At 74.5% G+C, this 25,978-nt stretch carries 21 protein-coding genes; 11 read left to right on the top strand and 10 right to left on the bottom strand.

Features of this window, described 5'->3' with window-relative positions:
* Nucleotides 1-13: 13 nt before the first annotated feature.
* From GV126_RS07015 to GV126_RS06985, 7 genes are all read left to right on the top strand, one after another.
* A complete protein-coding gene (locus GV126_RS07015; protein WP_159663670.1) occupies nucleotides 14-883 on the top strand; it encodes a class II glutamine amidotransferase in 870 nt (289 codons plus the stop codon).
* A 79-nt stretch (nucleotides 884-962) separates the two neighbouring features.
* Nucleotides 963-1,796, top strand: a complete 834-nt coding sequence (locus GV126_RS07010; RefSeq protein ID WP_159663668.1) for a M55 family metallopeptidase — start codon at nucleotides 963-965, stop codon at nucleotides 1,794-1,796.
* Nucleotides 1,789-3,093 carry a M20/M25/M40 family metallo-hydrolase gene (locus GV126_RS07005; protein WP_159663666.1) on the top strand — a complete coding sequence of 435 codons (1,305 nt, stop codon included), beginning with the start codon at nucleotides 1,789-1,791 and terminating at the stop codon, nucleotides 3,091-3,093. The genes GV126_RS07010 and GV126_RS07005 overlap by 8 nt, the downstream gene beginning before the upstream one ends.
* Before the next feature lie 23 nt (nucleotides 3,094-3,116).
* Nucleotides 3,117-5,108, top strand: coding sequence for an LpqB family beta-propeller domain-containing protein (locus tag GV126_RS07000; protein ID WP_236569908.1), 1,992 nt, complete (start codon nucleotides 3,117-3,119; stop codon nucleotides 5,106-5,108).
* Nucleotides 5,105-6,028, top strand: a complete 924-nt coding sequence (locus tag GV126_RS06995; protein ID WP_159663662.1) for a S66 peptidase family protein — start codon at nucleotides 5,105-5,107, stop codon at nucleotides 6,026-6,028. The genes GV126_RS07000 and GV126_RS06995 overlap by 4 nt, the downstream gene beginning before the upstream one ends.
* 213 nt (nucleotides 6,029-6,241) lie before the next feature.
* Entirely contained in the window at nucleotides 6,242-8,023 is a 1,782-nt protein-coding gene (locus GV126_RS06990; RefSeq protein WP_159663660.1) for a CocE/NonD family hydrolase, read from the top strand.
* 56 nt (nucleotides 8,024-8,079) lie between these two features.
* Entirely contained in the window at nucleotides 8,080-8,631 is a 552-nt protein-coding gene (locus GV126_RS06985) for a GNAT family N-acetyltransferase (RefSeq protein WP_159663658.1), read from the top strand.
* On the opposite strand, the gene GV126_RS06980 is transcribed toward GV126_RS06985, so the two are convergent.
* Entirely contained in the window at nucleotides 8,603-8,950 is a 348-nt protein-coding gene (locus GV126_RS06980; protein ID WP_159663656.1) for a DUF6204 family protein, read from the bottom strand. The two genes, GV126_RS06985 and GV126_RS06980, sit on opposite strands and share 29 nt — an antisense overlap.
* 175 nt (nucleotides 8,951-9,125) lie before the next feature.
* Here GV126_RS06980 and GV126_RS06975 point away from each other — a divergent pair, with 175 nt between their 5' ends.
* On the top strand, nucleotides 9,126-11,102 hold the full coding sequence (locus GV126_RS06975; protein ID WP_159663654.1) for a DUF5107 domain-containing protein: 1,977 nt from the start codon (nucleotides 9,126-9,128) through the stop codon (nucleotides 11,100-11,102).
* Here GV126_RS06975 and GV126_RS06970 read toward each other — a convergent pair.
* The 3 genes from GV126_RS06970 to GV126_RS06960 form a co-directional block, all read right to left on the bottom strand.
* Nucleotides 11,099-11,446, bottom strand: coding sequence for a VOC family protein (locus GV126_RS06970; RefSeq protein ID WP_159663652.1), 348 nt, complete (start codon nucleotides 11,444-11,446; stop codon nucleotides 11,099-11,101). The two genes, GV126_RS06975 and GV126_RS06970, sit on opposite strands and share 4 nt — an antisense overlap.
* Nucleotides 11,447-11,558: 112 nt before the next feature.
* Nucleotides 11,559-12,515, bottom strand: a complete 957-nt coding sequence (locus tag GV126_RS06965; protein WP_159663650.1) for an LLM class F420-dependent oxidoreductase — start codon at nucleotides 12,513-12,515, stop codon at nucleotides 11,559-11,561.
* A 261-nt stretch (nucleotides 12,516-12,776) separates the two neighbouring features.
* On the bottom strand, nucleotides 12,777-13,157 hold the full coding sequence (locus tag GV126_RS06960) for a cupin domain-containing protein (protein WP_159663648.1): 381 nt from the start codon (nucleotides 13,155-13,157) through the stop codon (nucleotides 12,777-12,779).
* Between the two features lie 333 nt (nucleotides 13,158-13,490).
* On the opposite strand from GV126_RS06960, the gene GV126_RS06955 reads away from it, so the two are divergent.
* Nucleotides 13,491-14,420: an aminoglycoside phosphotransferase family protein gene (locus tag GV126_RS06955; RefSeq protein ID WP_159663646.1), complete on the top strand. Its 930-nt coding sequence runs from the start codon at nucleotides 13,491-13,493 to the stop codon at nucleotides 14,418-14,420.
* On the opposite strand, the gene GV126_RS06950 is transcribed toward GV126_RS06955, so the two are convergent.
* From GV126_RS06950 to GV126_RS06925, 6 genes are all read right to left on the bottom strand, one after another.
* Nucleotides 14,417-15,001, bottom strand: coding sequence for a MarR family winged helix-turn-helix transcriptional regulator (locus GV126_RS06950; protein WP_159663644.1), 585 nt, complete (start codon nucleotides 14,999-15,001; stop codon nucleotides 14,417-14,419). The genes GV126_RS06955 and GV126_RS06950 overlap by 4 nt on opposite strands.
* Before the next feature lie 276 nt (nucleotides 15,002-15,277).
* Nucleotides 15,278-15,535 carry a hypothetical protein gene (locus GV126_RS06945; protein WP_159663642.1) on the bottom strand — a complete coding sequence of 86 codons (258 nt, stop codon included), beginning with the start codon at nucleotides 15,533-15,535 and terminating at the stop codon, nucleotides 15,278-15,280.
* A 46-nt stretch (nucleotides 15,536-15,581) separates the two neighbouring features.
* Complete coding sequence (locus tag GV126_RS06940; RefSeq protein ID WP_159663640.1) at nucleotides 15,582-16,604, bottom strand: SDR family oxidoreductase; 1,023 nt, start codon at nucleotides 16,602-16,604, stop codon at nucleotides 15,582-15,584.
* A 12-nt stretch (nucleotides 16,605-16,616) separates the two neighbouring features.
* Nucleotides 16,617-18,383 (bottom strand): glycoside hydrolase family 15 protein, encoded by a 1,767-nt coding sequence (locus GV126_RS06935; RefSeq protein ID WP_159663638.1) that lies wholly within the window; start codon nucleotides 18,381-18,383, stop codon nucleotides 16,617-16,619.
* A 159-nt stretch (nucleotides 18,384-18,542) separates the two neighbouring features.
* Complete coding sequence (locus tag GV126_RS06930) at nucleotides 18,543-20,366, bottom strand: thiamine pyrophosphate-requiring protein (RefSeq protein ID WP_159663636.1); 1,824 nt, start codon at nucleotides 20,364-20,366, stop codon at nucleotides 18,543-18,545.
* 62 nt (nucleotides 20,367-20,428) lie between these two features.
* Nucleotides 20,429-23,506 carry an FAD-binding and (Fe-S)-binding domain-containing protein gene (locus GV126_RS06925; protein ID WP_159663634.1) on the bottom strand — a complete coding sequence of 1,026 codons (3,078 nt, stop codon included), beginning with the start codon at nucleotides 23,504-23,506 and terminating at the stop codon, nucleotides 20,429-20,431.
* Nucleotides 23,507-23,639: 133 nt separating this feature from the next.
* Between GV126_RS06925 and GV126_RS06920 the strand changes: the two genes are divergently transcribed.
* Together GV126_RS06920 and GV126_RS06915 are read left to right on the top strand one after the other, a co-directional pair.
* Complete coding sequence (locus tag GV126_RS06920; RefSeq protein WP_438947829.1) at nucleotides 23,640-24,812, top strand: aminotransferase class I/II-fold pyridoxal phosphate-dependent enzyme; 1,173 nt, start codon at nucleotides 23,640-23,642, stop codon at nucleotides 24,810-24,812.
* Nucleotides 24,809-25,879 (top strand): MBL fold metallo-hydrolase, encoded by a 1,071-nt coding sequence (locus GV126_RS06915; RefSeq protein WP_159663632.1) that lies wholly within the window; start codon nucleotides 24,809-24,811, stop codon nucleotides 25,877-25,879. Before GV126_RS06920 ends, GV126_RS06915 begins: the two co-directional genes overlap by 4 nt.
* Nucleotides 25,880-25,978 lie beyond the last annotated feature (99 nt).

The following is a 25,978-nucleotide window of genomic DNA, read 5'->3' as shown; positions in this document are numbered from 1 at the left end:
CAGGAGGGGTCCGATGTGCCGCCTGTTCGGCCTGAGCAGCGCCCCCCGGCGCACCCGCGCCACCTTCTGGCTGCTGGACGCCCCCGACAGCCTCAGCCGCCAGAGCCACCACGACCCCGACGGGACGGGGCTCGGCTACTTCGCCGCCGACGGCACCCCGCGCGTCGACAAGGCCCCGGTCGCCGCCTTCCGGGACCGGGCCTTCGCCGAGGAGGCCCGGCAGGTGGAGTCCAGCACGTTCCTCGCCCATGTGCGCTTCGCCTCCACGGGCTCCCTCCAGCCCCGCAACACCCACCCCTTCGCCCAGGAGGGACGGCTGTTCGCGCACAACGGCGTCATCGAGGGCCTCGACCGGCTGGACGCGCACCTGGGCGAGGACCGGTCCCTGGTCGCGGGCGACACCGACTCCGAGCGGTTCTTCGCCCTCGTCACCCGGGAGATCCGGGCCCACGGCGGTGACGTCGGCGCCGGCATCGAGCACGCCGCGCGGTGGATCGCCCACAACCTGCCCGTCTACGCCCTCAACCTCGTCCTGACCACCCCCGCCGGGCTGTGGGCGCTGCGCTACCCCGCGACCCACGAGCTGTACGTGCTCCAGCGCCCGGCGGGCGGGCAGCACGGCACCCGGCACCTCGACCACAGCGGCAGCGAGGGCCGGATGCGCGTGCACTCCGCCGATCTGGCCGCCCACCCCGCCGTCGTGGTCGCCAGCGAGCGCATGGACGACAACCCCGCCTGGCGGCCGATGGAACCGGGCGAACTGCTTCACGTGGGCCCCGGCCTGCACACCAGCCGCCGTGTCGTCCTGCCCGAGCCCCCGTCGCACCCGCTCACGCTCGACGACCTCCGCCCGGCCGCGGCGGCCTCCCAGCAGGCGGTGTAGGGCCGGCCGGCACGGCGATCGAGGATCGTGTCGCCGGCTTCGTGGCGGGCCGAGCGCCCGGCGCGTAACGTGGCGCAGCATGAAGATCCTCATCAGCGCCGACATGGAAGGCGCCACCGGGGTCACCTGGCCGGCGGACGTGCTGCCGGGGACACCGCAGTGGGAGCGGTGCCGCTCGATGTTCACCTCGGACGTCAACGCCGCCGTGCTGGGCTTCTTCGACGGGGGCGCCGACGAGGTCCTCATCAACGAGGCCCACTGGACCATGCGCAACCTGCTGCTCGAAGAGCTGGACGAGCGGGCGCAGATGCTCACCGGGCGGCACAAGTCGCTGTCCATGGTGGAGGGGGTGCAGCACGGCGACGTCGACGGCGTCGCGTTCGTCGGCTACCACGCGGGCGCCGGCATGGAGGGCGTCCTGGCCCACACGTATCTCGCCAACTCCATCACCGGGGTGTGGCTGAACGACGTACGGGCCAGCGAGGGGCTGCTCAACGCGCATGTGGCGGCGGAGTTCGGCGTGCCGGTCGTCCTGGTCACCGGTGACGACGTGGCCTGCGAGGACGCCCTCGGCTACGCGCCCGAGGCGCTGAAGGTCGCGGTGAAGGACCACGTCTCGAGGTACGCGGCCGTGTGCCGCACGCCGGCCCGCACCGCCGCCGACATCCGCGCCGCCGCCAAGGAGGCCGCCACGCTGGCCGTTCGTCACGAGCCCGCCGAGGGCGGGCCGTTCACCATCGCGCTGGAGTTCGACGCCGAGCACCTGGCGATGGCCGCCACCGTGGTGCCCGGCGTGGCCCGGACCGGGGAGCGCAAGGTGGCCTACACCAGCCCCACCATGTACGAGGGCATCCGTACCTTCAAGGCGGTCACCACGATCGCCTCGGCCGCCGTGGAGGAGCAGTATGGCTGACGCACAGGCACTCGAGGAGGTCGTGGCCTTCACCTCCGACCTGATCCGGATCGACACCACCAACCGGGGCGGCGGCGACTGCCGCGAGCGCCCGGCCGCCGAGTACGCCGCCGAACGGCTGGCCGGCGCGGGCCTGGAGCCGCTGCTGCTGGAACGCGTTTCGGGCCGGACCAACGTGGTCGCCCGGGTGGAGGGCAGCGATCCGTCCGCGCCGGCGCTGCTCGTCCACGGTCACCTGGACGTGGTGCCCGCGCGCGCCGAGGACTGGAGCGTGCACCCCTTCTCCGGCGAGGTCCGCGACGGCGTGGTGTGGGGCCGGGGCGCGGTCGACATGAAGAACATGGACGCGATGATCCTCGCCGTGGTGCGCGCCTGGGCCCGCCAGGACCTGCGGCCGCGCCGGGACGTGGTGATCGCGTTCACCGCGGACGAGGAGGCCAGCGCCGAGGACGGCTCCGGTTTCCTCGCCGACCGGCACCCGGAGCTGTTCGAGGGCTGCACCGAGGGCATCAGCGAGTCCGGCGCCTTCACCTTCCACGACGGCGCCGGCCGCCGGATCTACCCCATCGCGGCCGGGGAGCGCGGCACCGCCTGGCTGCGGCTGACCGCCCGCGGCCGGGCCGGCCACGGCTCCCGGGTCAACAAGGAGAACGCGGTCACCCGGCTGGCCGCCGCCGTCGCCCGGATCGGCGCCCACGAGTGGCCGCTGCGCCTGACCCCGACGGTCAGCGCCGCCCTGACCGAACTGGCCCGGATCCACGGCGTCGAGGCCGACCTCGGGAACGTGGACGCCCTGCTGGACAAGCTCGGCCCGGCCGCGGGACTGGTCGAGGCCACCGTGCGCAACAGCGCCAACCCGACCATGTTCGAGGCCGGTTACAAGATCAACGTGATTCCGGGGGAGGCCGTCGCCCACGTCGACGGGCGCTACCTGCCCGGCGGCGAGGAGGAGTTCCGCGCCACCCTCGACCGGCTGACCGGCCCGGACGTGGACTGGGAGTTCGAGCACCACGAGGTGGCCCTCGCCGCGCCCGTCGACTCGCCGACGTTCGCGGCGATGCGGGCCGCCGTCAAGGAGTTCGCGCCCGAGGGACACGTGGTGCCGTACTGCATGGCGGGCGGCACCGACGCCAAGCAGTTCTCCCGGCTCGGGATCACCGGCTACGGGTTCTCACCGCTGAAGCTGCCCGAGGGGTTCGACTACCACCACCTGTTCCACGGCGTGGACGAGCGCGTCCCCGTCGAGGCGCTGCACTTCGGCGTCCGCGTCCTGGACCGCTTCCTGCGGTCCGCCTGAACACCATGGGGGAGGGAGAGCACATGGGTCGTGAGCACCTGGGTCATGAGCACCTGGGGGACACGCAGGTCCTGCCGTACGGGTCCTGGCCGTCACCGATCGATGCGGCGCTCGCCGCCGCGCACGACGGCAGACCGGAGTACGTCGGATTCGTCGGCGACGAGGTGTGGTGGACCGAACCACGGCCCGCCGAGGGCGGCCGGCGGGCGCTGGTGCGGCGCACCGCCGAGGGCACGGAGGAGTCCGTGCTGCCGGCGCCGTGGAACGTGCGCAGCCGCGTCATCGAGTACGGCGGCCGCCCCTGGGCGGGCACCGTCCAGGACGGCGCAGCGCTGGTGGTGTTCGTGAACTTCGCCGACCAGCGGCTCTACCGCGTCGAGCCGGGCGGCGAGCCGCGCCCGCTCACCCCCTTGTCCCCGGTGGGCGGCGGACTGCGCTGGGCGGAGCCGCAGCTGCGCGCCGACCGCGGCGAAGTCTGGTGCGTGCTGGAGGAGTTCACCGGGCCGGGGCCCTCGGACGTACGGCGGGTCGCGGCCGCCGTGCCGCTGGACGGCTCGGCCGCCCAGGACCGCACGGCCGTACGCGAACTGACCGCCGAACGGCACCGGTTCGTCACCGGCCCCCGCCTGTCGCCCGACGGGCGGCGCGCGGCCTGGCTGGCCTGGGACCACCCGCGGATGCCGTGGGACGGCACCGAGGTCGTGGTGGCCGACGTGGACGACGACGGCCGGCTCGTCGCGCCCCGCACCGTCGCCGGCGGCCCCGAGGAGTCCGTCGCGCAGGTCGACTGGGCCGCCGACGGCTCCCTGCTGTACGCGAGCGACCGCGCCGGCTGGTGGCAGCTGTACCGCGACGGCGAGCTACTGTGCCGGCGCGAGGAGGAGTTCGCCGGGCCGCTGTGGAAACTCGGGCAGCGCTGGTTCGCCCCGCTCGAGTGCGGACTGATCGCCGTGCTGCACGGCCGGGGCGCGCTGCGGCTGGGCATACTCGACCCGCAGACCGGCCAGGTGGTCGACGCGGCCGGTCCCTGGAGCGAGTTCGACGCCACGCTCGCGGCCCACGGCGACCGGATCGTGGCGGTCGGCGCGAGCCCGAGCAGCTCCTACGAGGTCGTCGAGCTGGACACGCGCACCGGCCACGCCCGGGTGATCGGCCGCGCCCACAAGGACCCGGTCGACCCCGCGTACTACCCCGAGCCGCGGGTGCGCACCTTCACCGGCCCGGACGGCCGCGACGTGCACGCCCACATCTACCCGCCGCGCAACCCGGGATGCGCGGCCCCGCCGGGCGAACGGCCGCCGTACGTCGTGTGGGCGCACGGCGGCCCCACCGGACGCTCCCCGCTGGTGCTGGACACCGAGATCGCCTACTTCACCTCCCGGGGCATCGGGGTCGCCGAGGTCGACTACGGCGGCTCGACCGGGTACGGGCGCGCCTACCGCAACCGGCTGCGCGAGCAGTGGGGCGTCGTCGACGTCGAGGACTGCGCCGCCGTCGCGCTCGCGCTCGCCGAGGAGGGCAGCGCCGACCGCGACCGGCTGGCGATCCGGGGCGGCAGCGCGGGCGGCTGGACCACGGCCGCGTCCCTGACCCGCACCGACGTCTACGCCTGCGGCACGATCCTCTATCCGATCCTCGACCTGACCTCCTGGGCGTCGGGGGAGACCCACGACTTCGAGTCCCGCTACCTGGAGTCCCTGGTCGGACCGCTCGCCGAGGTGCCCGGGCGGTACGCCGAACGCTCGCCCGCCGAGCACGCCGACCGGATCACCGCGCCCTTCCTGCTGCTCCAGGGCCTGGACGACGTGATCTGCCCGCCGGCGCAGTGCGAACGGTTCCTGCGGCGGCTCCAGGGGCGGCGGGTGCCGCACGCCTACCTCACCTTCGAGGGCGAGGGGCACGGGTTCCGGCGGGCCGAGACGATGGTGCGTGCCCTGGAGGCGGAGCTGTCGCTGTACGCTCAGGTGTTCGGCCTGGACACGGCAGGCATCCCGACCCTGGAGCTGGGCACGTGAAGGAACTCGTCCGCCCCGCGCGGCTCGCCCCCGGCGCCCGCGTGGCCGTCGTCGCGCCCAGCGGGCCCATCCCCGAGGAACGGCTGCAGGCCGGCCTGGACGTGCTGCGCGGCTGGGACCTGGACCCGGTGGTCGCCCCCCATGTCCTCGACCGGCACGGCACGTTCGCCTACCTGGCCGGGACGGACGCCGACCGCGCCGCCGACCTGCAACGGGCGTGGTGCGACCCGGCGGTGGACGCCGTGCTGTGCGCCCGCGGCGGATACGGAGCGCAGCGGATGGTGGACCTGCTCGACTGGGAGGCGATGCGCGCGGCCGGGCCGAAGGTGTTCGTCGGCTTCAGCGACATCACCGCGCTGCACGAGGCGTTCGCCGTCCGCCTGGGCCTGGTCACCCTGCACGGCCCAATGGTCGCGGGCATCGACTTCGTCAAGAACGCGCGGGCGCAGGAGCACCTGAAGGCGACCCTGTTCGCGCCCGAGACGGTCCGCACGATCGCCTCCGGCGGCCCCGCCCTGGTCCCGGGCCGCGCCCGCGGCGTCACGCTCGGCGGCTGCCTCTCCCTGCTCGCCGCCGACCTCGGCACCCCGCACGCCCGGCCCTCGGCGGCCGGCGGGCTGCTGTGCCTGGAGGACGTGGGCGAGGAGACGTACCGCCTGGACCGCTGTCTGACCCAGCTGCTGCGGGCGGGCCGGCTCGACGGAGTGCGCGGCGTCCTGCTCGGCTCGTGGGAGGAGTGCGGCCCCTACGACGAGGTCCGCGCGCTGCTCGCGGACCGGCTCGGCGGACTCGGGGTGCCCGTAGCGGAGCAGTTCGGCTTCGGGCACTGCGCGGGGGCGCTGACGCTTCCGTTCGGGGTCGCGGCCGAACTGGACGCGGAGGCGGGCACGTTGACGCTGGACCGTCCGGCACTGCGCTGAGCGGACCCGAGACACCCCTGAGGCCCCCGGGGCGCCCCCGAGGTGACCCCCGGAGCGGCACCGGCGGCTCCGCCCCGCGGGACCGTTCCCCCGCTGAATCTCCGTCAAGAAACCACCGCCACGGTGATTGACGCCACCTGACACGTGTCACAGCATGAGTCCGGCCGGTACTTACCGGTCGGTAGGTCGGGTTGTCCTCAGTGTGGAGGTCCTGTGCCCCGTCGTGCGTCCAGATCCCGTGCCGGTCTCGCCCTCGCCCTCGGTGCCGTGCTCGCCGCGCCCCTCGCGCTCGCCGACCCCGCGGCCGCCACCGGCCAGTACAGCGTCACCCCGCTGAAGTTCACCGTCCGCGCGGGCGACCGCACCTGCGTGGTCGACGCCGACCTGTACCGGCCCGCCGGCGTGGACCACGACCACCGCGCACCCGCCGTGCTGGCCACCAACGGCTTCGGCGGCAGCAAGGACGACGGCTCCACCGACGCCATCGGCAAGGCCTTCGCCCAGCGCGGATACGTCTCCCTCGTCTACTCCGGCCTCGGCTTCGGCAAGTCGGGCTGCCTGGTCTCCCTCGACGACCCGGAGATCGACGGCCGGGCCGCCTCCCAGCTGGTCGACTTCCTCGGCGGCCGGCGCGCCGCCGACGACGGCACCCGCACCGACGCCGTCACCCTCGACGCCGCCGGCGACCCGCGCGTCGGCATGATCGGCGGGTCCTACGGCGGCGCCGTCCAGCTCGCCACGGCCGCCGTGGACCACCGGGTCGACGCGCTCGTCCCGATGATCACCTGGAACGACCTGGCGTACTCCCTCGACCCGAACAACGCCGTCGGCGCCGACGGCGTGCCCGGCGCCTTCAAGTGGCAGTGGACCAACGGCTTCTACCTGATGGGCGAGAGCCAGCCGCTGACCCAGCCCGCCCTGGACCCCTCCCGCATCAACTCCCTGGCGTGCCTGCACTTCACCACGCCGGCCTGCGACACCGTGCGCACCCTCAACTCCGGCGGCTATCCGGCCGACGCCACCCGGCGGCTGCTCTCCTACGCCCGCAGCGTCTCCCCGGTGTCGTACCTGAACCGCGTCAAGGCCCCGACCCTGCTGGTGCAGGGCCAGGCCGACAGCCTGTTCAACCTCAACGAGGCCACCGCCACGTACAAGGCGCTCAAGGCGCAGGGCACCGAGACGAAGATGATCTGGCAGTCCTGGGGGCACAGCGGCGGCCTCACCGACCCCGCGGCCGGCGAACTGAACCTGAGCCAGGGCAACTTGGAGACCAGCTACGTCGGCAGACGCGTCCTCGCCTGGTTCGACCGCTACCTGCACGGCCGGACGGCCACCGACACGGGCCCCGACTTCGCCTACTACCGCGACTGGATCACCGACCCGGCCCACACCTACGCCACCGCCGACCGGCTGCCCGCCCTGAGCCGCACGCTGTACCTCTCCGGTGACGGCAAGCTCGTCGACAACCGCGCCGAGGTGACCCGCGGCAGCCGCACCTACAGCAACTGGCTGATCCCGACGAGTCATTCGGAGAGCTCGCTGGGCGGCCTCCTCGGGCTGCCCGACCCGGCCCCGCACGACACCAAGGGCACCTACCTGGCCTGGACCAGCGAACCGCTCGATGGGGCCGTGGATGTCGTCGGCGCCCCCCGGGCCACGCTCAAGGTGGTCTCGCCGGTGGCCGAGCGCACCCAGACCTCCTCCGACGCCGCCGGCAAGCTGGTGCTGTTCGCCAAGGTGTACGACGTGGCGCCCGACGGCACCCAGACCCTCGTGCACCGCCTCGTCGCCCCGGTCCGCGTGCCCGACGTCACCCGGAGCTTCACGGTGACCCTGCCGGGCATCGTGCACCGCTACGAGCAGGGCCACCGGCTGCGGTTCGTCATCGCGGCCAGTGACGACGCCTACTTCGGCAACCGCGGCATCAAGCCGGTCACGGTGGTCAGCGCACCCGGCGACACCGGCGTGCTGCGGCTGCCGGTGGGGCACGACTGAATCCGTGGGGCACGACTGGATCCGGCCGCCTCGCGGTGCGACGTTAAGGTGGCGGGATGGCGCACACCGCATCCCGCTACCTCGCCACCGGCCCCCGCGTGGGCATCCGCCCCTTCACTCAGGAGGACGGCCCGCAGTTCACGGCCCGCGTGCGGGAGAGCAGGGACCTGCACCGGCCGTGGCTGTTCCCGCCGGACACCGCCGAGGCGTACGCCGCCTACGCGAAACGGCTGATCGACGACCCGGCGAAGGCCGGCTTCCTGGTCTGCGAGAAGGCCGGCGGGGACATCGCCGGATTCATCAACATCAACAACATCGTCCGCGGCGCCTTCCGGTCCGGCGCGCTCGGCTACGGTGCCTTCGCGCACGCCGCCGGACGCGGCCTGATGAAGGAGGGCCTGGACCTCGTCATCGCCCACGCCTTCGGCCCGATGGAACTGCACCGGCTGGAGATCAACGTCCAGCCGGGCAACACCGCCTCCATCGCGCTCGCCCGCTCCTGCGGCTTCCGTCTGGAGGGCTACTCGCCCGACATGCTCCACATCGACGGCGCCTGGCGGGACCACGAGCGCTGGGCGCTCACCGCCGAGATGCGGGCTTGTAGTTGATCTTCATGGTGTCCAGGTCCGTGACGGTGGACCGCAGATCGCGGAAGCCGTAACCGAGAGCGCGCAGCGCGGTCTCCGCCTGGTCCTCCGCGATCGCCGCCGCCATCTCCTCGCCGTCCTCGGCGTCGCAGACCACCACGTAACGCATCGAGAAGTGCTTCAGCGGGGACGGTTCGTAGGACAGCGAGCCCTCGGGTGTGAACCGCATGCTCGTCATGCCGTGCCGGTCCGCCTCGGCCAGCAGCCGCGCCCGCGCCTCCTCGGTCAGCCCGTCCCAGACGCCCCGGACGATGACCCGGTAGGTGTGCTGCTCGCTCATCCGTTCCCTCACTCCTCCCGCGTCCCCCCTGCACGGGGATCGGGTGCCGTCGAAGGACCGACTCTACGGCGCCGGCCGGGCGGCGGCCCAGGCGTTTTCCGCGCCCGCCCGGCACGCGGCTTTGCGCAATCCTGACCGGCAGCGCCCCTGGTCACCTCACCGGCGACCGGGTTCCATGGTCGTCGTGACGACGATCCGACGCGAGGTACTGACGCTGCCCGCGGCCGAGGTGGGACCGGACAACCCGCTGCCCCCGCTGCGTCCGCTCGACGAAGTCCACCGCATCGAGGTCCGGGACAGGGACCGCCTGCCGCGCGAGACGGCCCGGCAGATCGGCTGCGCCCCGCTGCACAGCCTGCTGCCCGTGCGCGTCCGCGACGGCTACGGCAGAACCCGGACGCCGCGCCCCCTCGACGCCCTCGTCCTGGAGAACGACCGGCTGCGCGCCACCGTGCTGCCCGGCCTCGGCGGCCGGATCGCCTCCCTCGTCCACAAGCCCACCGGCCGCGAACTGCTTTACCGCAACCCGGTGTTCCAGCCCGCCAACTTCGCCCTCAACGGCGCCTGGTACTCCGGCGGCATCGAATGGAACATCGGCGCCACCGGCCACACCACCCTGTCCTGCGCGCCCCTGCACGCCGCCCGCGTGCCCGCCCCCGACGACGGGGAGATGCTGCGCCTGTGGGAGTGGGAACGGCTGCGCGACCTGCCCTTCCAGGTCGACCTGTGGCTGCCGGACGGCTCGGACTTCCTGCACGTCGGCGTCCGCATCCGCAACCCGCACGAGCGGCCCGTGCCCACCTACTGGTGGTCCAACACCGCCGTGCCCGAGGAACGCCGGATCCTCGCCCCGGCGAGCGAGGCCTGGCACTTCGGGTACGAACGCAGGCTGTGCCGTGTGCCCGTCCCCGTGCACGACGGCATCGACCGCACCTACCCGCTCAACAGCACCTACGCCGCCGACTACTTCTACGAGGTGCCCGACGGCCGGCGCCGCTGGATCGCCGCGCTCGACGAGGACGGCACGGGCCTGGTGCAGACCTCCACCGACGTGCTGCGCGGCCGCAAGCTGTTCGTGTGGGGCGCGGGAAGCGGCGGGCGGCGCTGGCAGCAGTGGCTCACCGAGCCCGGCACCGGCGGCTACTGCGAGATCCAGGCGGGCCTGGCCCGCACCCAGCTGGAGCACGTACCACTGGAGGCGGAGAGCGAGGTGGCCTGGCTGGAGGCGTACGGGCCGCTTCAGACCCCACCGCCCGCGGGGGAGTGGGACACCGTCGTCCGGCGGACCGAGGAACGGCTGCAGGCGGTGCTGCCGCGCGCCGACGTCGAGGCCGCCTACGCCGCCTGGAAGCCGTACGCCGACGCCGAACCCGGCGAGATCCTCGCCGGGGGTTCCGGCTGGGGCGCGCTGGAGGTGCTGCACGCCGGCTGGAAGCTGCCCGGCACGCCGTTCGGCGAGTCCACACTCGGCGAGGAGCAGGAGCCGTGGCGGGGGCTGCTGCGCACCGGGGCTCTGCCCGGGCCCGGGCGGGTCCGCCCGCCGGGGCAGACCCTGGTCGCCCCGCACTGGCGGGACATGCTGGAGACGGCACCCGGCACGCCGTCGACCGAGTACCACCTCGGCGTCTCCCAGTGGCACGCCGGGGACCGGGCGCAGGCCGTGCGCAGCTGGGAACGGGCCCTCGTCCTCGCGCCGTCCCGCTGGCCGCTGCTGCGCTGTCTCGCCGTCGCCGACCAGGAGGCGGGCCACCACGAGCGGGCCGCCGACCGGTACGCCGAGGCTTTCGAGGCCCTGTGCGACGAGCGGCGGGACAGCGGCGAGGAGTGGACGGCGGCCACCGCCGCGCTGGGCCGCGAGGCGATCGAGGCGCTGCTGGGCGTGGGCCGCACGGCCGAGGCGCGCTCGGTGTGGGACCGGCTGCACCCGCCGACCCGGGCGCGCGGCCGGTTCCGGCTCCTCCACGCCGAGCTGCTGCTCGCCGAGGGGCGGCCCAAGGAGGCGCGGGCCGTGTTCGACGCCGGTTTCGAGGTGGCCGACCTGCGCGAGGGCGACGAGCGGATCGGCCGGGTGTGGGACCGCGTCGGGGGCGGGCCGCTGCCCGGGCGCTACGACTTCCGGATGCGCCCGGGGCCCGGCCAGGGCCTGCCCTAGCCGCGGCGGTCCACGTACTCGTACACCGCGCCGTCCGGGTGCACGGCGATCAGGTTGCGGCCCACCGGGGTGGCCACCGGTCCCGCGACGATGCGGGCGCCGAGTTCGCTCAGCACCCGGTGGGCCTCCTCGACGTCCTCGACGGCGATCGTCGCCGCGACCTTGCGCAGCACCTCCAGCTCGGCCGCGGGACCGCTCATCAGCAGGAAGCAGCCGACCGCGGCCACCTGGACGCCGCCGCGTTCGAAGCGCAGCGCTCTGCCGCCCGCCAGGCGTTCGTAGAACGGGACGGCACTGTCCAGGTCGTCGACGCAGACACGCAGGCTGGCTCCCAGAATCTCCATGCGGACGAGGGTAGTTGGGGCCGGGCGGCGGGCGCCGCCCGACCGGAGCGGATACGCCGTGCGCCTGGAGCGGATCCGCCGGCCGCCCGGAGCGATGGCCGGACCGGCGTCGTCAGTGCGGCAGCTGCGGCAGCACCTTCGTGCGGTAGAAGTCGAAGAAGCCGCGCATGTCGGGGCCGATCTGGTTGACGTAGATCCGGTCGAAGCCCGCGTCGGCGAACTCCTTCAGCGTCGACACGTGCTGGTCGACGTCGTCGCCGCACACCACGTTCTGCCGGACCCGGTCCTCGGTGACCAGCTCCTTGAGCTGCTCGAAGTGCCGGGGCGTGGGCAGCACCTGGCCCATCTCGCCGGGCAGCTGCTCGTTGTACCACAGCTTGTGCACCGTACGGACACAGTCGTCGGCGTCGTGGCCGAAGCACACCTTCGTGCCGCCGCTGACGAGTTTGCCGCCACCGCCGCCCTTGCGGTACTGCTCGACCATCTCCTCGTTCGGCATCATCGTGATGTAGCCGTCGCCGATCCGGGCCGCGAGCGAGGTCGCCTTCGGGCCGAACCCGGAGACGTCGATCGGCACCGGCTCGTCGGGGACGGTGTACAGGCGGGCGTTCTCCACGGTGTAGTGCGTGCCGTGGTGGCTGACCTCCTCGCCGGTGAACAGCCGGCGCATCACCTGCACCGCCTCCTCCAGCATCTCCATCCGCACGTGCGCCGGCGGCCAGCGGTCGCCCAGGATGTGCTCGTTGAGGGCCTCACCGGTGCCCACGCCGAGCCGGAACCGGCCCTCGGTCATCACCGCGCTGGTCGCGGCCGCCTGCGCCACCACCGCCGGGTGCATCCGCACGGTCGGGCAGGTCACCGCCGTCTCGATGGGCAGGGACACGGCCTCCGACAGCGCGCCGATCACCGACCAGACGAACGGGCTCTGGCCCTGTGCGTCGTTCCACGGGTGGTAGTGGTCGGAGATCCACAGCGCGTGGAAGCCCGCCTGCTCGGCCATTCTGGCCTGCTCGACGAGTTCCGCCGGGCCGTACTGCTCGCACGAGAGGTGGTAGCCGTACTCGGGCATGGGGGGATACCTCCGTGACATCGGCGCCTGGGTCGCGGTCCCGGGTTTCCCCGGGCGCGGGGGCGGAAACCGACGGCGCCGGCCGGGCGCCGCGCCGGGCCGGGGCCCGCCGCCCGGGGGCCGCCGCCCGCCGGCCGCTCAGCGGCGGGGGGGGTCCCGGCGGCGGGGGTGGACGGTGCCTGGCGGGTCGACGGGTGATGGACGGTGCCCGGCGGCGCGGGCGGAGAGGCGGCCGGGCACCGTCGGCCGGAACGCGCTTGCCTACGGCGTGCCCTGCTGCTCCTGACCGGGCTTGGCGTACACATTGGCCATGACCCCGGCGAAGTCGTACACCACGACCTGTTCGTCGCCCACCACCCAGGCGTCGTGCCCGGGCGAGCAGACGAAGACGTCGCCGGGACCGACCTCCGCCTCGCCGCCGTCGTCCATGACGAGACGCATCCGGCCCTGGACGACGAAGCCGTTGTGGTGGACCTGGCAGCTGCGGGTGCCGGCGATCGGGGCGACCGACTCCGACCAACGCCAGCCCGGTTCGAACGTGCCGACCGCGAAGTCCAGCCCGCTCAGGTGCATCGCGTCGAGGTGGCCCCGGGGGAAATCGCGCCGCTCGTCCGGCTTGTCGACCGTCTTGACTTCCAACATGACGGTGTTCTCCTTCCGGCCGTGATGGCTGCGGCCGGGACCCGGTCTCCGTCTGCGGGCCGAGGGCGCGCGACAGCGGCGGGGGCCTGGCCCCGCACCTTCATCGTCTCCCCCGGCGCCCGCGTCGGCCATTCGGCGCCCGCGCGGACTTCCGGGACGGGCATCGGCTCGGGCCACTGGGCGCCCGTTTCGGCCCGGATCGGTTTCGGCGCGAGCGCTGGTTTCGGCTCGGCACCGGCCGTGCTCCCTCTCTCGCCCCCCTCGGCCGGTCTTCTCCCCGCCCGGGGAAATCCGGTTGACGAGGCGGACCGGCCGCCCGTTTCCTTGCCGGCGATGAGTACCGAGACCTCGCAGGCCGTCGCACCGGCCCCGGACACCGCGCTGGTGCGCCGGCTCATCGCGGGCCGGTTCCCGCAGTGGGCGGACCTCTCCCTCGCCCCGGTCGCCTCCGCGGGCACCGCCAACGCCATGTACCGGCTCGGCGGGGACATGGTGGTACGCCTGCCGCGCACCGCCGGGTCCGCCCGCGACGTGGCCAAGGAGCACACCTGGCTCCCCCGGCTCGCGCCCCGTCTCCCGGTGGCCGTCCCCGCACCCCTCGGGCAGGGCGAGCCCACCGGGGACTGGCCGTGGCCCTGGTCGGTGTACCGGTGGCTCGACGGGCGCAACCCGGTTCCCGGGCGTCTGGAGGCGCCCGACCGGCTGGCCGGGGATCTGGCGGGGTTCGTCGCCGCCCTGCGCCGCCTCGACCCGGCGGACGGGCCGGCCGCCTATCGCGGCGAGCCGCTCGCCGAGCGGGACGCGGTCACCCGGGAGGCCGTCGCCGGCCTGCGGGGCACCGTCGACGGCCCGGCGGCGACCGCCGTCTGGGAGGAGGCGCTGGGCGCCCCGGGACCGGCGCGGCCGGTGTGGATCCACTCCGACCTGCAACCAGGGAACGTGCTGGTGGCGCGGGGACGGCTCAGTGCCGTGATCGACTTCCAGTGCGTGGGGCTCGGGGACGGGGCCGTGGACCTCATCGCGGCCTGGTACCTGCTGCCGGCCAAAGCACGCGAGGTGTTCCGCGCGGCGGTGGGCGCCGACGACGCGGCCTGGGCGCGCGGGCGCGGGTGGGCGCTGTCGATCGCGTTGCTCGAACTGCGGTACTACCGCGGGCGGGACGCCCGTATGGCCGCGATCGCCGCGCACGTCGTCGAGGAGCTGCTGCGCGACCACCGCGCCCGGCACGACGGCGGGCCGACGCCCCCGCGGGACGGCCGCTAGCTTCTGTCCTCGGGCGGTGCGGTCGGGTCCTGGGAGTCGTCCGCGATGCCCCGGTCCACCCGGGCGGTGCCGTAGGCGTCGACCGCCATCTCGCCCGCCGCCGAGGTCAGGGCGTGCAGCGCGGGGACCAGGGCGGCGCGGTCGCCGGGAGCCAGCCGCTGCACCAGGGTGCGGATCTCCGCGCGGCGCTGGGCGAGCACCCGCGAGACCAGTTCGTGCCCGGCGGAGGTGAGGCTGAGCACGACCTCGCGGCGGTTGGCGGGGTTGGTCCTGCGATCCACCAGGTCGAGCCCTTCCAGCCGGCCCACCATGCGCAGCGCGGTGGACGGATTCACCCCGAGCGTGCCGGCCAGGGCGACGAGCTTGACCGGTCCGCAGGTGTCCAGGACGACCAGGGCGCGCAACTGGGGCAGGGTGAGCGTGTCGTCGGTGGCGGCGAGCGCGCGGGCGGATATCGCCACGAAGAGCCGGGAGGCGGCCATCACCGCCACGCTGATCTCCTCGGCCTCGTGGTCGAGGGGGTGCTGCGCGGACCGGGCTGCGGGCAGGCCGTGGCCCGGATCGGTGTCGTGCTGTGCCATGGGGTCCCCCTTCCGCCGTCCGCCCGGCCGGGCGGAGCCGATCGCGCGGAGCATCATTGCAGAGGGCAACGGCGCCGGACAGGGAACGGCGACGTCCGGAACCTCGCCACCGCGGGCCGCGGAGCCCCGTCGCAGGGCCGCGGCCACCACCCCGCCAGGCCGCGCGCGTGCCGGCGCCGCAGCGGCGCGGGTGTGCGCGTGTGCCGCCGCGGGCGGTGCCGGGCGGAGGCGCGCCCCGCGGGCCGCGCCCGCCGGCCGGGGTCGCGCCGCGCGCCCTCAGGAGGGGGCCGGCTCCGCGGTCGCCGTGCTCGGGGCGGTGTCGAGCTGGTGTCTGAGTTCGCGGTGCAGGTCGGCCGGGAGCCGGCCCGACACCGCCCACTCCACGACGAGTTCGGCGACGTGCTGTTCCTTGATGTGCGTGTGCGCGGACATCGCACGCAGGACGGCGCGGGCCCGCTCGCGGCTCACCCCGCCCACGGCGGCCACGATGTCGGTCGCCTCCTGAAGGCGGCGTGGGCGGTCGGCTGCGTTCATCTGCTGCTCCCGGGTCTCCTCATACGGCTCCTCCTCACGGTTCTCCTCATGCGGCGCCGGCGCGGACGCGTCGGCGCAGCGCGGCCCCGGCCGTGGCGGCGGCGCCCGCGCCGAGGGCGAGCGCGGAAGCGACGGCGGCGGGGTGGCGGGCCAGGGTGGCCTCGAAGGACCGGGCGTGTGCCGAGTCGTCGAAGACGCCGTGGGCCCCGTGGTCGGTGCCCTCCGGCCGGTCCACCGGTTCGAACAGGTTGCTCTCGCCGCTCGGCGGCTTGAGGTCGGTCTGCTGGGAGTCGAAGCCGGTGCGGGCCAGGTAGCGGTCGAGCAGGGCGGGGACGAGCCGGTTGGCCAGGATCGTGGCCAGGGTGCTGGCGCCGATGTAGTACTGCTTGCGCCGGGGGTGGTCGGCGGCGTGCACGACGCCGCGGGCGGCGACCTCCGGCTGGTAGATCGGCGGCACGGGCTGCGGGTGCTTGGGCAGCCGGGAGCGCACCCAGGAGAACTGCGGGGTGTTGACGGCGGGCATCTGGGCGACGGTCACGTGCACGTTGCTGCCGCGGTGCAGCAGTTCGGTGCGCAGCGAGGAGGTGAAGCCGTTGATGGCGTGCTTGGCCCCGCAGTACGCCGACTGCAGGGGGATGGCCCGCTCGCCGAGCGCCGAGCCGACCTGGACGATGGTGCCGCGATCGCGCGGCAGCATCCGTTTCAGCGCGGCCCGGGTGCCGTTGACGAAGCCGAGATACGTCACCTTCGTGACCCGCTCGTACTCGTCGGCGGTGATTTCGTCGAAGGGCGCGAAGACGCTGGTGAAGGCGCAGTTGATCCACACGTCGATGGGGCCGAAGGCCTGCTCGGCGGCGTCCGCGGCGGCTTCGACCTGGCCGGCGTCGGCGGTGTCGGTGACCTGGACCAGGGCCCGGCCGCCGAGCGCCTCGATCTCCTTGGCGGCGACGTCCAGTCCGGCCCGGCCGCGGGCGAGGAGGACGACGTCGGCGCCGCGCTTGCCGTACAGGCGTGCGGTGGCGCGGCCGATGCCGGCGCTGGCGCCGGTGATGACGACGGTCTGGGGCATGGGTCGGGCTCCTTACTCGGCGGTGCGTGCCGCCGGTTCGGGACTGTCGGCGAGGCGGGCGGCGCTCTCCAGCAGCAGGGCGTGGACGAACGCCTGGGGGAGGTTGCCGCGCAGCTGCCGCTGGGCGATGTCGAACTCCTCCGCGTACAGCCCGGACGCCCCGCAGGCGCCTCGGTTGCGTTCGAACCACCGGTAGGCGTCGATGTCGTGGCCCTGCTGGTGCTCGGCCAGCGCCATGACGAACCCGCACAGCAGGAACGCGCCCTCGGCCTGTTCGAGGGGCCGGTCGTCGTGGCGGAAGCGGTAGACGAAGTGGTCGTCGGTCAGGTGGGCGCGGCACGCGGCGAGGGTGGCGCGGGTGCGCGGGTCGTCGGCGGGCAGGGCGCCGCGCACGGGCGGCAGCCGCAGGGCCGCGGCCCCCCTGGCGTCGTCGGGGGCGCGCTGCCAGCGGCCGTCGGGGTGCACGCTGCTCGCCTCGGTCGCGGCCCGCAGGGCGTCGGCGAGTTCGGTGCCCACGTCGGCGAGCGGCCGGCGGGGTGCGGCGGCGGCCAGCGCGCGCAGCCCGGCGACGCAGCTGAGCCGGCTGTGCGTCCAGGGCCGGGGGTCCAGTTCCCAGATGCCGCAGTCGGGCTCGCGCCACCGTTCAGCGATGGAGTGCACCGCGAGGTCGGCGGCCTTCCAGCCGTCGGCGTCGAGCCGGCCTGCGCGTTCGGCGGCGGCCAGCAGCAGCAGCGCCTCACCGAAGCAGTCCAGCTGGAACTGTTTCTCGACCTGGTTGCCGATCCGGCTGGAGCCGCCCGGGTAGCCGGGCAGGCCCAGCTCGCGCTGCTCGGGCACGGGCGTGCCGTGCACGGTGTAGGCGGGGGCCAGTCGGGGGCCGTCGGCGAGCAGTCGCTCGGTGACGAAGTGCACGGAGGAATCGAGGAGTACGGGGGTGCCGGCGGCCGCGGCGGCCTGCCCGGCGTAGCTCTGGTCGCGGATCCACACGTACCGGTAGTCGTAGTTGCGGCCGGCCTCGGCGCGTTCGGGCAGGCTGGTGGTGGCCGCGGCGACCATGCCGCCGCCGTGCGTGGTCAGGCCGCGCAGCAGGGTGTAGGCGCGGCGGGCGTCGCGCGGGGCGACGGTGCCGTCCAGGGAGGGCACGCCGTGCCGCCAGGCCCGCTCGGTGGCGGCCCAAGCCTGTCCGGGCCGGGGCAGCGTGCGCGGCAGGGGTGTGGCGGAGCACTCCAGGACGAGGTCGTGGCGTTCGCCCGGTTTGAGCACGAGGTCGGCGGTCAGGCCCTCGGCGCGGACGGTCGCCGCGGGGGCGCCCTGCCAGCGCAGGCGGTGGCGGCCGCAGTGCAGGTGCCAGACGCCGTCGTCGTCGCGGTGCGGCAGGGCGCAGGGGACGCGGCCGTAGTCCGCGTGCGGGTCGAGGACCACCCGGACGTGGGCGACCGCGTCGACTGCGTGCAGCCGGCGCAGCAAAACCAGGCGGTGCGTCTCGCCGGGGAAGGCCAGGGCCTCGCGGCACTCGACGACGCCGTCGGTGGTGACCCAGCGGCTGCGCCAGATCAGGGTGCCGTCCTCGTAGTAGCCGCCGGGGACGTACCGGCCGCGCGGGGTGACCGAGTACACGCCCCGGCCGCCGACCAGGGAGGCGAAGACGGCGTCGTCGTGCCAGGTGGGCGCGCACAGCCAGTTGACGGCTCCGTCCGGGCCGATCAGCGCGCCGCGCTCCCCGTCGGCGAGCAGCGCGTAGTCGTGCAGCGCGTGCGGCGGGAAGGTCGTGCTGCTCATGTCCGTACTGCCTCCTGCGCTCACCCCGTCACCGCGCACGCGGGCCCCGCACCGCGTGGGTCACCCGGGCGCCGAGCGCGGCGCCGGGGCGGGGCGGTCCCACGGCCGCGCCGCGCGCCCCGGTGCCGGCGGCGTTTGCCCTGGCGGGCAGCGGGTGGTTCACCGGCCGCCTCCCGCTCCGGCACGGTCCTCGCGGTGGCGGCCGCCGGGCAGGAACTCCTGCACCTTGGCCTTGAAGCCCTGGCGGACCATGGCGGCCCGGTCGCTGTCGCCCTTGAGGACGGAGGTCGCCGCGGCCTCGATCTGGTCGAGGGTGGCGTGCGGCGGGACGGGCGGCACGGCCGGGTCGGTGACGAAGTCCAGCACGCAGGGCTTGTCGCTGCCGAGCGCCGTCTCCCAGGCGCCGCGCACGTCCTCGGGTTTTTCGACCCTGAGGCCGTTCAGGCCGAGGGAGCGGGCGAAGTCGGCGTAGGCGACGTCGGGGATGGACTGGGAGGGCAGGAACTGCGGGGCGCCGGCCATGGCACGCATCTCCCAGGTGACCTGGTTGAGGTCCTGGTTGTTCAGGACGGCGATGATCAGCCGGTGGTCCTGCCCCTCCCGCCAGTACTTGTGGATGGTGATCAGCTCGGCCATGCCGTTCATCTGCATCGCGCCGTCGCCGACCAGCGCGATCGCCGGCCGGTCGGGGTGGGCGAACTTGGCGCCGATGACGTAGGGGACGCCCGGCCCCATGGTGGCGAGCGTGCCGGACAGCGAGCCGCGCATGGCGCCGCGCAGCTTCAGGTGGCGGGCGTACCAGTTGGCGGCGGAGCCGGAGTCGGAGGCGATGATGACGTTCTCGGGCAGCAGGTCGTTCAGGGCGTGCGCCACGTACTCGGGGTTGACCGGGTCGGCGTCGACGGCGGCGCGCCGCTCCATGACCTCCCACCAGCGGGAGACGTCCTTCTCGATCTTCTGCCGCCAGCCGCGGTCCTTGGCGGGCTTCAGCAGCGGCAGCAGCCGTGTGAGGGTCTCGCGGGCGTCGCCGACGAGGTTGACCTCGAAGGGGTAGCGCATGCCGACCATGTGCGGGTCGATGTCGATCTGCACGGCCCGCGCCTGCCCGAACTGCGGCAGGAACTGGGTGTACGGGAAGGAGGAGCCGATGACGAGGAGGGTGTCGCAGTCCATCATCAGCTCGTAGGAGGGCCGGGTGCCGAGCAGGCCGATGGAGCCGGTGACGTAGGGCAGGTCGTCGTCCAGGGCGTCCTTGCCGAGCAGCGCCTTGGCGACGCCGGCGCCGAGCCGGTCGGCGACCTCCATGACCTCGGTACGGGCGCCGCGGGCGCCCTGCCCGACGAGGATCGCGACCTTCTCGCCGGCGTTGAGCACCTCGGCGGCGCGGGAGAGGTCCTCGTCGCCGGGCACGGGCGCGTAGTGCGGCATGCCCAGGCTGGAGGGGACCATCTTGAAGGCGTGCTCGGGCGGCGAGTAGTCCAGTTCCTGCACGTCGGCGGGGATGATCACGGCGCACACGGTGCGGCGGGCCATGGCGGTGCGCATCGCCCGGTCCAGCACGTTGGGCAGCTGTTCGGGGACGGTGACCATCTCGACGAAGTCGGAGGCGACGTCCTTGTACAGGCTCAGCAGGTCGACCTCCTGCTGGTAGGAGCCGCCCATGGCGCTGCGGTTGGTCTGCCCGACGATCGCGACGACGGGCACGTGGTCGAGCTTGGCGTCGTACAGGCCGTTGAGCAGATGGATCGCGCCGGGCCCGGAGGTGGCGGCGCACACGCCGACCTTGCCGGAGAACTTCGCGTAGCCGACGGCCTCGAAGGCGGCCATCTCCTCGTGGCGGGCCTGGATGAACCGGGGGTTGTCGTCGGCGCGGCCCCAGGCGGCGAGCAGCCCGTTGATGCCGTCGCCGGGGTAGGCGAAGACGTACTCCACCCCCCAGTCGCGCAGGCGCTCGAGGACGTGGTCGGAGACCTTCATCGACATGGTCGCTTCACCTTTCGGAGGTTGGCGGTTGCTGGTCGGCGGCTGCGGTCCGAACGGCGCGGTCAGGGCCGCCGCAGGCACCGCGCGGCCCGGCGGCCGGCCGCGCCGGCCACCGTCGCGGTCAGGGCCGCGGCGCCCGCGGTGGCCGCCCAGCGGGCGGCGCGGGAGGGGCGGGCCGGCCGCTTCGCCAGGCGCTCGGGATGCTCACTGGGCAGGTTCCCGTCGAGGCCGAGGGCAAGCACCTCGGCCAGGTGCAGGGCCCGCCGTCCGGTGCCGCCCTGTTCGATCTGGGTGCGGCAGCTGAAGCCGTCGGCGAGCACCAGGCTGTCGGGGGCGGCGCCGCGCACGGAGGGCAGGACGCCCTGTTCGGCGACGGCCATGGACACCTCGTGGTGGCCGCGTTCGAAGCCGAAGTTGCCGGCCAGGCCGCAGCAGCCCTCGTCCAGGACGTCGGCATCCAGGTGGGCGCGGCGCATCAGTTCCCGGTCGGCGTCGAACTTCATGATCGCGTGCTGGTGGCAGTGGGTCTGGACGGTCGCCTGCCGGGCCAGCTTCGGCGGCTGCCAGCCGTCCGGGGCGTGGTGCACGAGCTGTTCGGCGAAGGTGCGCACCTGCCCGGCCAGCCGCTGCACGTCCTGGTCGGCGGGCATCAGCTCGGGCGCGTCCGCGCGGAAGACGGCCGTGCAGGAGGGTTCCAGGCCGATGATCGGGGTGCCCGCCTCCAGGTAGGGGCGGAGCACGCGGAGGGTGCGGCGCAGCACCTTCTCGGCGGTGGCCAGTTGCCCGGTGGAGATCCAGGTCAGGCCGCAGCACACCGGTTCGGTGGGGACGGCGACGCGAAAGCCGGCGTCCCGCAGCACCCGGACCGCGGAGATCGCGATCGACGGGTGGAAGTAGGTGCTGAAGGTGTCGGGCCACAGCACGACGGTGCGCGGGTCGGCCGGGTCCGCGTCCGGTGTGCCGTGCTTGCGCCACCACTGCAGGAAGGACTGCCGGGCGAACACCGGCGCCTGCCGCTGCCCTGCCACGCCCGCCAGCGCCTTGCCCGCGCGGCCCAGCCCGGGCGCGTGCAGCAGGGTGTTGACCACCGACGGGGCGAGCCGGGACAGCCGGGCCCACACCGGCAGCCAGCCCAGCGAGTAGTGGGCCGCCGGGCGCAGCCGGCCCTCGTAGTGGTGGGAGAGGAACTCGGCCTTGTAGGTGGCCATGTCGACGTGGACCGGGCAGTCCGACTTGCAGCCCTTGCAGGCCAGGCACAGGTCGAGGGCGTCCTTGACCTCGGTGGAGCGCCAGCCGTCGGTGATCGTGGAGTCGGCGTGCCCGCCGAGCATCTCGAACAGCAGCCGGGCCCGGCCCCGGGTGGAGTGCTCCTCCTCCCGGGTGGCCCGGTAGGAGGGGCACATCACGCCGCCCTCGTGACTGCGGCAGTTGCCGATGCCGACGCAGCGCATCACCGCCCGGGTGAAGGAGTGGCCGTCCTCCGGGTAGCCGAAGTGGGTGTCGGGGGTGGCCGGTCGCCAGGTGGAGCCGAGGCGCAGCTGCCCGTCGACGGGGTTCGGGTCGACGATCTTGCCCGGGTTCATCCGGTTACCCGGGTCGAACAGCCGTTTGAGCTCGCCGAAGGCGGTCACCAGCCGTTCGCCGAACATGCGGGTCAGCAGCTCGCAGCGGGCCTGGCCGTCGCCGTGCTCGCCCGACGGGGAGCCGCCGTAGGAAGCGACGAGGTCGGCGGCGCGCTCCAGGAACCGCCGGAAGTGGGCGACCCCGTCGCCGGTCTTGAGCGCGAAGGGGATCCGGGTGTGGACGCAGCCCTGCCCGAAGTGCCCGTACAGCGAGGGGTGGTCGTAGTCGAACTCCTGGAACAGCTTCTTCAGGTCGCGCAGGTAGTCGCCGAGCCGGTCGGGCGGGACGGCGGAGTCCTCCCAGCCCTCCCAGGTCTCCCGGTCGTCCGGGGGCCGCGCGGTCACGCCGAGCCCGGCCTCGCGGGCCTTGAGCATCTTCTCCTCGCGCCCGGGGTCGTCGGAGAACGCCACCCGGGGGTCCTTCTCGCTGCGGCCCAGTGCGCGCAGCAGGGCGTGCGCCTGCTCGTCGACGTCCTCCTGGCTGTCGCCGCTGAACTGCACCAGCAGCCAGCTGTCGCCGTCGGGCAGGACGTTGAGGGACTCCAGGTAGGCGCCCTCCTCGCGCATCAGCTGCGCCATCCGTCCGTCCAGTGCCTCCAGCTGGCTGGGCGAGCAGTGCCGCAGCAGCTGGGGGACGTCGTCGCCGGCCTCGCAGATGTCGTCGTAGCCGAGCACCAGCAGCGACTGGGACGGCGGCACCGGAACCAGGTCCAGTTCGGCCCGCAGGACGGTGACCAGGGTGCCCTCGCTGCCGACCAGCGCGCGGGCGACGTGGAAGCCGTTCTCCGGCAGCAGGGAGTCGAGGTTGTAGCCGGAGACGCGGCGCGGGATCTTCGGGTAGCCGCGGCGGATGTCGGCCAGGTACTCGGTGGCGATGCGTTCCAGGCCGGCGTAGATCTCCGCCTTGCGTCCGCCCTCGGCGGCGATCCGGGCCCGCTCGGCCTCGGACGTCGGCCCCACCCACATGCGCAGGCCGTCGTAGGTGAGGACCTCCAGCCGGCGCACGTTGTCCACGGTCTTGCCGTAGGCCTGCGCGGACGCGCCGCAGGAGTTGTTGCCGATCATGCCGCCGAGCGCGCAGTGGCTGTGGGTGGAGGGCTTCGGCCCGAACTGCAGCTTGTGGCCGGACAGCCGCTGGTTGAGGACGTCCAGGACGATGCCCGGTTCGACCACGCAGGTGCGGGCGTCGGGGTCCACCGAGACCAGGTTGTCGCAGTACTTGGTCCAGTCGATCACCACGGCGGTGTTGGTGGTCTGGCCGGCCAGGCTGGTGCCGCCGCCGCGGGAGAGGACGGGGGCGCCGGAGCGGGCGCACACCTCGACCGCCTGCGCTCCCGCCTCCCCGCTGCGCGGGACGACCACGCCGATCGGTACCTGCCGGTAGTTGGACCCGTCCGTGACGTACGCGCCTTTGCTGCCCGCGTCGAACCGGACCTCGGCGTCGACCTCCGCGTGCAGCGCCGCCCGCAGGCCGGCCGTGTCCAGCCGCGAGACGTCGAGCGGGGATGTGCGACTCATCAGAGGGACCCGCCTTCCTGGACCGTGCGGGACTGGGGCCGTACCGCCCGTACCGGCCGTACGGAGGCGGCGTCCGGCCGGCCGGCCGGGCCACCGCCGCTTCCCCGGGTACCCGCTCTTGCAGTGTGCAAGGGTGCCTTCTGCGGCGCGCGCCGTACGCGGTCCCCGCAGTGCGCCGTCGATCCTCTGCGGACGGCCGGACGGCGCCGTGACGCGGGACGGCCCCGGCCACCTGTGGGTGGCCGGGGCCGTCGGTCCGGCGTGCGGGCGCGGTGCCCGGCCACCCGCCCCCGCCCTGCTGCTGGCGCTCACCGCCGCCCTCGGCGGCGACGTCCTCGTACCCCGGCCGTGCGCCGCCTGGTGGGTGCCCTACGCGCGCCTGCTGGGCAGGCCCGCCTTCTCCGTCCCCACGCCGGCCGAGTGCGGCGGCGTGCCCGACCCGTACGCCCTGCTGGAGACCGTCCGCAGGGTGCGCGCGGAGGGCGGCGACCCGCGGCTGCTGGTGCTGTCCGTCGCCGACGACCCCACCGCCACGGTCGCGCCGCCGGAGGTGCTGCACGCGACCGTCGAGGCCGCCGCGGGCGAGGGCCTGCACCTGGTCAGCGACGAGACCTGGCGCGACACCGTGCACGCCCCGCACGAGACGGTGCTGGTCTCGCCCGCCGAGATGCTGCCCCAGCGGGTCACCGTCGTCACCGACCTCGCCGGCGCCTTCCTGCCCGCCGGCTGGCCCGCCGCGATCGCCCGGTTCCCGGCCGGCGCCACCGGTGACGCGCTGCACGCGCGCGTGCTGGACGTGCTCACCGCGCTGGACGCCCGGATCGCCGACCCGGTCGCCGCCGCGGCCGCCTGCGCCCTCGACGAGGGCGAGCCCGTCACCGCGCGGCTCGCCGCCGGAGTGCGCCTGCACGCGAGCCTCGCGCGCGCCGCGCACGCCGTGGTGAGCGCCTCGGGCGCCCCGGCCCGGCCGCCGCGGGCCGGCCGCCCCCTCTACGCCGACCTCGGCCCCCTCCGCGGGGCCCTCGCCGCCCGCGGCGTCGGCGACGCGCAGGAACTGGAGGACTTCCTCGGCGCCCGGCTGGGCGTGCCCGTGCCCGGCGGGCACCGCTTCGGCGACGACCTCGGGGCGCTGCGCGTGCGGCTGTCCACGGCGGAACTCCTCGGCGGCACGGACGAGGAGCGCGCGGAATGCCTCCGCTCCCGCGCGCCGTTGGAACTGCCGCACGTACGGCGCGCGTTGATCTCCTTGCGGTCCGTCTTCGACGACCTCCGCGACGCCGCTGAGCGATGGGAGCCTCCTCGATGACGCAGCAGTCCGAGCCGACCACCCCCACGACCCCGGCCGACCGGCCCGCCGACCTCCCGGCGGCCTCGTCCACGCTCACCTCACCGGCTCCGTCCGTCCCGCCGCTGGCCGAGCCCCGGCCGCTGGGCGAGCGGCGGGTGTGGCCGCGCGCCTTCCACGACCGGCTCACCGCCCCGCTGCCCGGCCTGAAGGCGTTCACCCGCTTCGCCCGCGAGGGCGCGGGCCGGCCGGACAAGGAGGGCCTGGCCGACATCCCGCTGCTGCCCTACGAGCCGGGCCCGCTGCCCCGGGTGGACGCGCGGACCGTCGCCGTCACCTGGGCCGGGCACGCCAGCTGGGTGGTGCGCATCGGCGGGCTGACGGTGCTGACCGACCCGGTCTGGTCCCGGCGCATCATCGGCACCCCGGCCAGGATCACCCCCGTCGGCGTACCCTGGGAGGCGCTGCCGCCCGTCGACGCGGTCGTCATCAGCCACAACCACTACGACCACCTGGACGCCCCCACGCTGCGCCGGCTGCCGCGCCGCACCCCCGTGTTCGTGCCGGCCGGGCTCGGCCGCTGGTTCCACCGCCGCCGGTTCACCTGCGTCACGGAACTGGACTGGTGGGAGGGGGCCGAACTGTCCGGGGTCCGCATCGACTTCGTGCCCGCCCACCACTGGTCCAAGCGCACCCTCACCGACACCTGCCGCAGCCTGTGGGGCGGCTGGGTGTGCACCGCCCCCGACGGGCAGCGCGTGTCCTCCGCCGGCGACCCCGGCTCCGCCCACTGGTTCTCCCGCACCGGCAGCCGCTACCCGGGCATCGACCTCGCCCTGCTCCCGATCGGCGCCTACGACCCCCGCTGGTGGCTGCGCGACGTCCACTGCGACCCGGAGGAGGCCGTCCAGGCCGCCCAGGTCCTCGGCGCCCGCCGCATGGCCCCCATGCACTGGGGGACGTTCGTCCTGTCCGCCGAACCGGTCCTCGAACCCCTCACCCGCGTCCGCGCCGCCTGGGAGAAGGCGGGCCTGCCCCGCGAGGACCTGTGGGACCTGCCGGTCGGCGCCTCCCGCGTCCTGGAGTGAGGGCAGCTTGGCCGCCGTGGAGGCGTCCGAGCGCCTCGTCGCACGCGCGGCGTCGGCGACCGCGCGGCCCGGCCCGCCGCCGCCGCCCGCCCCCCCCCC

Origin of the sequence: Streptomyces mexicanus (assembly GCF_902506575.1) — a bacterium.
In the GTDB taxonomy this organism is placed as follows: domain Bacteria; phylum Actinomycetota; class Actinomycetes; order Streptomycetales; family Streptomycetaceae; genus Streptomyces; species Streptomyces mexicanus.
The sequence above is the reverse complement of the archived record's forward strand: the minus strand, read 5'-3'. Positions and strand labels throughout refer to the sequence as shown.

Excerpts from the sequence above, each read along its gene's own strand:
- GV126_RS06925 (WP_159663634.1), bottom strand. The coding sequence starts at position 23,506 with ATGAGTCGCACATCCCCGCTCGACGTCTCGCGGCTGGACACGGCCGGC.
- GV126_RS06980 (WP_159663656.1), bottom strand. The coding sequence starts at position 8,950 with ATGAGCGAGCAGCACACCTACCGGGTCATCGTCCGGGGCGTCTGGGAC.
- GV126_RS06985 (WP_159663658.1), top strand. The coding sequence starts at position 8,080 with ATGGCGCACACCGCATCCCGCTACCTCGCCACCGGCCCCCGCGTGGGC.
- GV126_RS06965 (WP_159663650.1), bottom strand. The coding sequence starts at position 12,515 with ATGCCCGAGTACGGCTACCACCTCTCGTGCGAGCAGTACGGCCCGGCG.
- GV126_RS06950 (WP_159663644.1), bottom strand. The coding sequence starts at position 15,001 with ATGGCACAGCACGACACCGATCCGGGCCACGGCCTGCCCGCAGCCCGG.
- GV126_RS07000 (WP_236569908.1), top strand. The coding sequence starts at position 3,117 with ATGGGTCGTGAGCACCTGGGTCATGAGCACCTGGGGGACACGCAGGTC.
- GV126_RS06975 (WP_159663654.1), top strand. The coding sequence starts at position 9,126 with ATGGTCGTCGTGACGACGATCCGACGCGAGGTACTGACGCTGCCCGCG.
- GV126_RS06960 (WP_159663648.1), bottom strand. The coding sequence starts at position 13,157 with ATGTTGGAAGTCAAGACGGTCGACAAGCCGGACGAGCGGCGCGATTTC.
- GV126_RS06945 (WP_159663642.1), bottom strand. The coding sequence starts at position 15,535 with ATGAACGCAGCCGACCGCCCACGCCGCCTTCAGGAGGCGACCGACATC.
- GV126_RS07010 (WP_159663668.1), top strand. The coding sequence starts at position 963 with ATGAAGATCCTCATCAGCGCCGACATGGAAGGCGCCACCGGGGTCACC.
- GV126_RS06930 (WP_159663636.1), bottom strand. The coding sequence starts at position 20,366 with ATGTCGATGAAGGTCTCCGACCACGTCCTCGAGCGCCTGCGCGACTGG.
- GV126_RS06955 (WP_159663646.1), top strand. The coding sequence starts at position 13,491 with ATGAGTACCGAGACCTCGCAGGCCGTCGCACCGGCCCCGGACACCGCG.
- GV126_RS06970 (WP_159663652.1), bottom strand. The coding sequence starts at position 11,446 with ATGGAGATTCTGGGAGCCAGCCTGCGTGTCTGCGTCGACGACCTGGAC.
- GV126_RS06915 (WP_159663632.1), top strand. The coding sequence starts at position 24,809 with ATGACGCAGCAGTCCGAGCCGACCACCCCCACGACCCCGGCCGACCGG.
- GV126_RS06940 (WP_159663640.1), bottom strand. The coding sequence starts at position 16,604 with ATGCCCCAGACCGTCGTCATCACCGGCGCCAGCGCCGGCATCGGCCGC.
- GV126_RS07015 (WP_159663670.1), top strand. The coding sequence starts at position 14 with ATGTGCCGCCTGTTCGGCCTGAGCAGCGCCCCCCGGCGCACCCGCGCC.
- GV126_RS06935 (WP_159663638.1), bottom strand. The coding sequence starts at position 18,383 with ATGAGCAGCACGACCTTCCCGCCGCACGCGCTGCACGACTACGCGCTG.
- GV126_RS07005 (WP_159663666.1), top strand. The coding sequence starts at position 1,789 with ATGGCTGACGCACAGGCACTCGAGGAGGTCGTGGCCTTCACCTCCGAC.